The 8,829-nt window shown below is 39.8% G+C and carries 6 protein-coding genes and 1 pseudogene; 2 read left to right on the top strand and 5 right to left on the bottom strand.

Features of this window, described 5'->3' with window-relative positions:
• Nucleotides 1–82: 82 nt before the first annotated feature.
• From nadE to B4H39_RS06375, 3 genes are read right to left on the bottom strand one after another with little or no spacing between them, the layout of a single operon-like run.
• Nucleotides 83–907, bottom strand: a complete 825-nt coding sequence (nadE, locus tag B4H39_RS06385) for an ammonia-dependent NAD(+) synthetase (RefSeq protein WP_202230235.1) — start codon at nucleotides 905–907, stop codon at nucleotides 83–85.
• Between the two features lie 2 nt (nucleotides 908–909).
• Nucleotides 910–1,398: a GNAT family N-acetyltransferase gene (locus B4H39_RS06380; protein WP_202230234.1), complete on the bottom strand. Its 489-nt coding sequence runs from the start codon at nucleotides 1,396–1,398 to the stop codon at nucleotides 910–912.
• A 4-nt stretch (nucleotides 1,399–1,402) separates the two neighbouring features.
• Complete coding sequence (locus B4H39_RS06375; RefSeq protein ID WP_251423697.1) at nucleotides 1,403–2,866, bottom strand: nicotinate phosphoribosyltransferase; 1,464 nt, start codon at nucleotides 2,864–2,866, stop codon at nucleotides 1,403–1,405.
• A gap of 576 nt (nucleotides 2,867–3,442) precedes the next feature.
• Here B4H39_RS06375 and B4H39_RS06370 point away from each other — a divergent pair.
• Nucleotides 3,443–5,782 carry a BspA family leucine-rich repeat surface protein gene (locus tag B4H39_RS06370; protein ID WP_286927546.1) on the top strand — a complete coding sequence of 780 codons (2,340 nt, stop codon included), beginning with the start codon at nucleotides 3,443–3,445 and terminating at the stop codon, nucleotides 5,780–5,782.
• 360 nt (nucleotides 5,783–6,142) lie between these two features.
• Nucleotides 6,143–6,733 carry a nicotinate-nucleotide adenylyltransferase gene (locus B4H39_RS06365; protein WP_202230231.1) on the top strand — a complete coding sequence of 197 codons (591 nt, stop codon included), beginning with the start codon at nucleotides 6,143–6,145 and terminating at the stop codon, nucleotides 6,731–6,733.
• A 353-nt stretch (nucleotides 6,734–7,086) separates the two neighbouring features.
• On the opposite strand, the gene B4H39_RS06360 is transcribed toward B4H39_RS06365, so the two are convergent.
• Entirely contained in the window at nucleotides 7,087–7,761 is a 675-nt protein-coding gene (locus tag B4H39_RS06360; RefSeq protein WP_251423691.1) for a hypothetical protein, read from the bottom strand.
• A 338-nt stretch (nucleotides 7,762–8,099) separates the two neighbouring features.
• Nucleotides 8,100–8,777: pseudogene (locus tag B4H39_RS06355) on the bottom strand (transposase).
• Between the last annotated feature and the right edge of the window lie 52 nt (nucleotides 8,778–8,829).

Genomic DNA, 8,829 nt, shown 5'->3' with positions numbered 1-8,829 from the left:
GCGGATTACTATGGCTTTTTTCCTACAAAAAATGGCGGTAGATTTTCATCTACCACCACGGATTATACAGAACCTTATATTCTTATTTCCAAAAATCATCAAAAACGGTAATGGGCAGGTGACGCTTGTGTTCCGTTTTAAGATACCAATTTTCGATTTTTTCTTGTGCTTCGGGGCTGATTGAGCGACCTTCTGTATAGTTGTCAATATCCTCGTAAGTCACACCCAAAGCGACTTCGTCTGCCAAGCCGGGCTTGCCATCTTCCAAGTCTGCTGTAGGAACTTTCTCATAAAGAGAAGGTTCTGCGCCTAAAGCGGCGAGCAACATTTTACCCTGACGTTTATTGAGACGGAAAAGCGGCAACAGGTCAGCACCACCATCACCAAATTTTGTGTAGAAACCTGTGATATTCTCTGCTGCATGATCTGTCCCTAGCACAGCACCTTGCATGCCACCTGCAATGCCATATTGGCTAATCATACGTTGCCGTGCTTTGATATTTCCCTTGTTAAAGTCAGAAATTTCCACACCTGTTGCTTCTAAAGCCCTAACTTGCGCATCAACGGCCTCTTTAATATTTACTACCAAACTAACGTCTGGTTTGATAAATTCAAGAGCTCTTTGGGCATCTGCTTCATCTGCTTGCACACCATAGGGTAAGCGAACCGCAACAAACTTATAATCTTTATTTCCAGTCTCGGCACGCATTTCTTCCATGGCAATTTGTCCCAGACGTCCCGCCAAAGTCGAGTCTTGACCACCAGATATGCCTAAAACATAAGTTTTAATAAAAGGGTATTTCCTCAAATAATCTTTGAGAAAGTCAATAGACTTACGTATCTCCTCTTGTGCATCTATAGTGGGTTTAACTCCCAACTCTTTGATAATTTTTTCTTGTAAAGACATATTCACCCCAAAATTTTAGCCATATAAAATTCATCGACCAATGCATCATTGATTTTAAGAGACTGGCTACGTACTCCTTCAATAATAAAACCATTTGTTTTATAACAAGATATTGCTGCAGCATTATTCACTGCGACTGTGAGCTCTAAACGAGAAACTCCTGTATTTTGAGCCCAGTCCTCAAGCTCAGTAAACAAGCGGCTCGCAATACCTTGACGACGATAGTCTGCACGAACGGCAACAACAATAGAAGCTCTATGCCGTGCACGTCTATAGGCCTGACGAAAGGCAGCGAGATAAGCAACCAGCACACCTTGATCGTTGTCGGCCCCTATCAAAAAGTCAGTTGAAGCAATCTGATTGGCCAACTCATGTCGCTTCGTTTTTTGCTCATCCGGTTCAATCAGCATAAATTTGTTTTCTTGATAGATTTCTTTTTGTAATTGACCAAAAGCCTCCGCATGAGCCAGTTCAATATTTTTTATTCTCATAGTATCAATCCACTTTCATTTCAGAAACTTTGGCGCGCACTTGACTGATGAGGTGCATCTTATGGTTCCACAGTTCTTGCGACAAGTCAACAGGATAAGGCTGAGGATTGAGATTACGCTTATACTCATCCCAAAGCTCTGTCAGGTTTGCTGCAGCAAAGCTCTTGATTTCTTCTAAGCTTGGCAAAGTATAGACCTGTTGTCCCTTAACAAAAATCTCTTTGAGTAAGGATTTTGCCTTAAAGTCGCGTACATTTTTATTGATGAAAGTATGTACAGGATGAAACATATAAATTTCATCAAGCTGGTCTGGTCTTTCATCATCAAATGTGATATAGTCTCCTTCAGATTTACCATCACTTTCTCTTGTTATACGCCATATTTGTTTTTTACCCGGTGTCGAAACCTTTTCAGCATTGCTTGATAGCTTAATCGTATCCTGCATTTCACCCTGATCGTCTTCCATTGACACGAGCTTATAGACAGCACCCAGCGCTGGCTGATCATAGGCTGTGATAAGCTTGGTCCCCACACCCCAGACATCAATCTTCGCTCTTTGCATTTTCAAATTCAAGATAGTTGCCTCATCTAGGTCATTTGAAGCATAAATTTTAGCCTCGGTAAAGCCAGCCTCGTCTAATTGCTTACGTACTTTTTTGGAGATGTAAGCCATATCGCCTGAGTCGATGCGCACACCTTGGAAGTTGATTTTGTCGCCAAATTCACGTGCCACACGAATGGCTGCCGGAACACCAACGTTCAAAGTATCGTAAGTATCCACAAGGAAGACACAATCTTTATGCGTTTGAGCATAAGCCTTGAAGGCTTCATAATCGTTGCCGTAGCTCTGGACTAAAGCATGAGCATGTGTCCCACTCGGTTTAATGCCAAAGATCTTAGCCGCACGCACATTACTTGTTGCATCTGCACCTCCGATATAGGCCGCACGCGTCCCCCAGATGGCAGCATCCATTTCTTGTGCTCGGCGTGTGCCAAACTCAAGCAATGGGTCATCCCCAATGACAGACTTAATACGTGAAGCCTTTGTCGCAATCAGCGTTTGGAAATTAATGATATTCAGAACAGCCGTTTCGATAAGCTGACATTCAGCCAATGGTCCTTCTATCTGTACCAAAGGTTCGTTGGCAAAAACGAGTTCTCCTTCTTGGACAGAACGGACTGTACCTGTAAAACGAAGCTGCGCCAGATACTCTAAAAAATCCTCAGGATAATCCAAATCACGGAGGTAAGAAATATCCGTTTCTGTAAATCTTAACTTGTTCAAGTAGTCAACCATGCGTTCCAGACCTGCAAAAATAGCATAACCGTTTTCAAAAGGCATTGAACGGAAAAAGACTTCAAAAACAGAATTACGCTGATGACGCCCCAGTTCCCAGTAGGTCTGCATCATATTTATTTGATAAAGGTCTGTGTGTAAAGTTAAACTATCGTCTGGATATAGTGGCATGGTAACTCCTTTTATGAGTGACAAATTATATTCTAGCTCTATTTTAACAAAATTTAACAGTAAATTGTATTGTCATCTCTCCTCTTCTCTTAAGTTTATCGCATATTTTTCACTTTTACAGAATATTAATCATTGGAACAGGTTATTTTTTTAAATATCGTTTCTAAATTCCAGCACCATAATAGAGGGAAAAAAATCAGCTTTACTGTTTTTGAGCTATAACACCCACGAAACACTGGTAACACAGTGAAAACTCATATTTTTGAGTTTTTATAAATTGACAGTCACAAAAAATTCACAAAATGATAGGAGCACTAAAAGCTGGATCTATCGGACAGCAAAGACGAAAAGTCTCTTTGTTTATTAAATTATTTTTTAAAAATAGAAAAACATGAGATAATGATTAATGTAATATTAAAAAATAAGAAAAGAGGTTTTTATGACTAAAAACAGAACTTTACATGAAGAAAAACGTAAATCCCAGCAAAAGGCCAAACGCAAAGCTCGGCTTCACAAAATCGAAACAGCAACCGCACATCCGCGCTTCTGCTCAATCCAGCTGTAGTGAGCGGAAAAGTGTTAGCTAAAAAAGCGGATGCCATCGGTGAGCCCCAAACCGAGCTGGTCGTCGAAGCACCAACGCCAACAGAAATCCCAGAGCTCGCAGCAATTGAAGAGCTTGAAACAGGTGCCGAGGAGAGCGCTGTACCAACTGAAACATTTGGCGTCAATCTAGAACTGCCACTACAAGTACAAGATTTTTCCGAAACATCAGTTCAGACTCCAGTTCAAAACGTAGGTATTGCTCCGACAGCCATAGCAATCTCTCCGACAGTCACAGGAGTCTGGTCTGGCATCAGTTATGAGTATGTATCAGAAAGTGGAATTTTGAACATCACAGGAGGCCAACTTCCCTATAATACTGGTGGAGGCGTGCACTTTGACACCCTTGAACAGACTATCGGTCCAATCCGAGAAATAAACTTTACAGGAAAAACCTATGCTTCAGTCAATCATTATGGACTGTTTTGGCGTTTGGAAGAGCTCACAACGATTAATTTCAATGGAAATTTTGATACTTCTGCTACAAAAAACTTCGAATCTTGGTTCCGCTGGACACCCTCTTTGACTCACATTGATTTGAGTACACTCAGCACATTAAATTTAACCACAAGTGTTAATCATATGTTTCAAGAATCTGGAGTACAATTTTTAGATTTGAGTATGCTTGATTTTTCTAGAGTGGTAGAAATGACTGGTATGTTTGAAGATGCTGGTGATTTGGAAGAGGTCATACTGCCAGAGAACTTTGGAGCTTCGGCTATGACGATGGATTGGATGTTTGATATGTATGTCAGCGGCAGTAAGTTGACAAATATTGATTTGAGTAAATTCAATACTTCTAATGTGGTACAAATGACTTTAATGTTTAGAAATCTAGACCACATACCTACACTTGATTTTAGTAATTTTGATACCTCTAAGGTAAAAATGATGAATCAAATGTTTATGCGTAGTACCTTTGAAACATTAGATTTGAGTAACTTTAATACTGCGAAAGTTCAGCAGTTTAGTCAGATGTTCCAAGAAACAGAGGTTAAACGTCTGGATTTGTCAAGTTTTGACACAACAGGTGCTGTAAGTTTCCAGAATATGTTCCAAGACTCAACAGTTGAATACCTAGACCTTTCAAGTTTTGACACCTCGTTTACAAATGTAACTCCAGCTGAGGGATGGACCTCTGAAAACTGGATGGAAAACTATGTGAAACCTTATGCAAGTCGGAAAGATATGTTGGCGAATACCCATCATCTTACAACCTTGATTTTGGGACCAAAGACGGTTCTTGAAGACACTAACCTCCCAGGGGAAATCCCAGGTTATATGAACAGCTGGATTCGTCAAGAGGACGGAAAGGTGGTGAGCTCAGAGGAACTCATGGAACTTTCTAAAACAGAAGGGAATGCCGCTGGGATATGGGTACGAGGTGTGCGTTATGAGCAAGACATTCATAACTTTGCCGTGAAAAACGATATCAGTGATGAAGGCCTTCGAGAAGCGCTTGATCAAAATATTGGTGAGCTACTTTATGCCGGTGACCAAGAGATTGATTTGGACATCACTCCTGCTCTGGACAACTATCTTGTAAAAATGAGTGCCTTACGAGATGAAAACGGCATTTTACCAGCAGGTATTTATCCGATGGAAGAGACGATGGTTTATGATGAGGATCCTGGGGAAGGGGAGCGTTCGGTACTGATTACCTTCAACTTGACACTGTTCGTCTACGATGAGGATACGACTTGGGCAGCGAACGATATTTATGTGAATCTGGAACACTTAGAGCGTAAACACAGCGAACGTCCAACGCTTGACCATGACCACTTGCTTGCTAATGGTGTGCTGAAAGCCACTCGAATTTCAACGGTTGAGGAGCTTCATGATAAAAGTATGATTGAGTTTATCGAATCAGATGTACAGGATTTGATGACAAATGAGACATCAGAAATGCTACATGAGGTTGGCTTCAAAATCAATACTCCCGAAATAAACACTTTAAATGTGGAAGGATATGATGGTATTCTGAAAGTAAATATTACAAGTGATGAGAATATGCTAGGAAATCCACCAAAAGAAAATGAAGCTGAAAAGCCCGAAAAACCAGAGCCACCAGTGATTCCAACACCGATTGTGGTGGAAGAAGATGTGGTGGATCCAACACCGATTGTAGCGGAAAAAGATATGGTAGTTCCAACGGAATTCGTGGCTGATGCAGAAAATGTACCGGCGCCAGATGATGAAGATCTCCCAAGCACTGGCGACCTAACAGACGGTGCAGCCCTTGGCGTCGCAGCATTGACCGCAGCCGCATTGCTTAAAAAACGCAAGAAAAAATCTGAAAAAGATGAAAAATAATCGCATCTGAATAGGTGAACCTTCAAATTAAAACAGACAAAAAAGCAGTCAAAACCGCTTGCACAGCGGTTTTTCATGAGGAGATTGTTCTAACACTATCCCATCCTGCAGATACGAACAACGCTGTTGAAACTCATCATTTGAGCTTAAAAAAATTGATTTTCACAAAAGTGATATATGGAACAATAAAGTAAATGAAAGCAATATTCTTTAGTGAACATTGCTTTCATTTTTTACTGATTTCATTTAGAAATATCACTTAACCAAGGAGAGAGGATAACCTATAATCTTTTAGTACAGCTCTAATCTTCCGCTTTTTTGCTATAATATGTGAAGAATAAAAAGGAGCTATCAATCCTAATGTTAGAAAAAGTAAAAAGAAATAAAATTGGAATTCTTGGCGGCAACTTTAATCCAGTCCACTTTACCCATCTGATGATGGCTGATCAAGTCGCTCAACGTCTTGACTTAGACAAGGTGTGGCTCATGCCCGAAGCTCTTCCCCCACATGTTGACGAGAAAAGAACAATCTCAGCCGAACACCGTGTAAATATGCTGGAGCTAGCGATTACGGATAACCCCCGCTTGGCTCTTGAGCTCGGGGAGGTAGAACGTGGCGGAAAATCCTATACCTATGATACGATGAAGCTCCTCACTCAAGATTATCCAGATACTGATTTTTATTTTATCATTGGTAGTGATATGGTGGAATATCTTCCAAAATGGTACAAGATTGAAGCTTTACTCGACTTGGTTCAGTTTGTTGCTGTTCAACGCTCAGCATCCCCTATCGAAAGTCCTTATCCTGTACAGTGGCTAGACTTGCCCCTCTCTTCTGTTTCCAGTACTTCTTTACGTAAGATGTTTAAAGAAGGGATTGAACCTGCTTACCTCATGCCTCAATCTGTTATTGATTATATTAAAAAAAACAAGCTCTATCTTGAAGGATAGAGCTTGTTTATTATTCTGCAAATTCTTTCTGTTTTAATAATTCATGCCCTTGAAGTACAAGGATACCAAAGACGATCAGATAAAGACATAAAAAATTCTTCTTGGTTTTTAAGTACAACTCTATTCTATAGAAGCTCCAGCTAACGTTGGCTCTTTTTTTGTTTTATGTCTTTATAAAGTTTATGACCCTCAGGAATCATAACAATCGCAATAATTAAAGTAAAAATATAGCTGTAATCATTTTGATGAGTTATTAAACCATATATAAGAGTCACTGTACATATAACTATAATTATAGATTGCATTATTTTAAATATTTTCATGACTTCACCTTGTTATTGAAAAGCAACAGCCTAAATTTGAGAACCTGAATAATTTGGAGTTGTATTGAATACAATTCCTCCCGGAAACTTAGACATAGGATAGCCCAAAGCTCCAGCTGCTGCTCCTATTGCACCAGCAGCAGCCTTAGCATATGCATGAGGAATAAAATACAAAACTCCAGCAACTACACCTGCCGAACTAGTGATTACTCCAGAAACTTGACGAATTTTGCTACGAGAAACCCCTACACGTTTCCCCCACCAATAAGTATGACTATAATTACTGCCTTCTTTAAACTTAATTCTCGATTGGTTCTGAACACCACCTGCTTCTTGTTGAGCAACCGCAGCACTTTCTGCAAAAACAACGGAATTATCTGTTTTAACTATATTTTCTTTAGAAACTTTTTTAAATTGTTGATTCAAGAACGAATTACTTTCTTTGATTATTGCTTTCAATTTAATAATTTCGTCCTGAGTAGTATTTTCAGGTAAAAGACTTTCATCAAGAACAAATTTATTGTTATCTAATTCTATTGCGTTATCGTATTTGGAAACGAAGCTTCCAGTTAATTGCTCATTCTCATCAAGATTTTGAGCAATCGCAGACTGGCTACTTACATCTGCAAAAGCAGGATTTGGTGCACCAGACAAACAAAGCACACCCAACAAAACAGCAAAACTCAGCATTAGTTGTTTTAACATAGCATTCCTCCTAAATGTCTTTTAATGAAGCATTTTTAATTTTAGAGACTCTTGAAACTGAATCGTAATTATATTGTATAATACAAAGTATAAATTTGTAGAGAGGACAAAGACCTGTAAAGGGGGTGAAAAATTTATAAAAAAGAACGAAATAATCTGGAAGATACACAGAGCAAGACAGTTAAAAAATTAAAATGAACGTGTGGGAGAAACTTTTTCTTCTTATTATTTTTTGAAGAACATAGTCAAAGTAAAATTTTCGGTTCTGTCAACTCTGCGGTGGTAATCGCTAAAAATGAGTTAGAATGAGTATGAGAAAGTTGCCTTGGGGCAGCTTTTTAGTTTGTTTTTGAGAGAATTTGTTGGAGTAAAATCCGTTTTCTGAGATGGTCAAATCTGACAAAGCCAAAGGCAATGCGTTTAATGAGTTTACAAAGATTATTCTTGCCTTCAAGTGGGCCGTTGGAATAGGGCGAAACAATGCCTCGTGAAATAGCCTGCTTGTGTTTAAGCAAGTAACGACAAGACTTTTTAAAGTCCTCTGGCAAGCTTTCAGGCAGGGTTTGGATGACTTCAAAAAAGTCCTCTGCTTGCTTGTTCTGAAAAGCATCCAGTGCACTTTGATAGACTTCATAAGCCGCTTGAAGCTGCGGGCTATAAGCCAAAAGATAATCAATGACCTCACCTTCGGTCCGCCATTCGCCCCTGAAAAGTGGCCATTGTTTCCGGTTCTGATAATTGACCTTGCCGTTCCATTTGAGGATCTGGCGCCAGTATTTCTTGAATTTGCGGTAGATTTTCCCCTTGTCGCCCTTGAGGTTTTTGAGTGCCTTCATTTCCTTGACTCACAGCTGGTTAAAGGCTCGTGACAACTGTTGGACCACATGAAAGCCGTCAATAATCAGCTGAGCGTTGGGAAAAAGCGTCAAGAGGGCAGGATAGGAGGAATTCATGTCCATGACAATGGTTTTGACTTTCAGACGTTCAGAGCGAGGAAATTTCAGGAAATAGGCCATCAAGTCCGCTTGTTTACGACTTTCTAGGATGTCAATAATATCATGTGTCAAG

It is taken from the genome of Lactococcus sp. UBA7128, from assembly GCF_002492185.1.
In the GTDB taxonomy this organism is placed as follows: Bacteria; Bacillota; Bacilli; order Lactobacillales; family Streptococcaceae; genus Lactococcus; species Lactococcus muris.
This window is presented reverse-complemented; position numbering and strand designations above follow the sequence as displayed.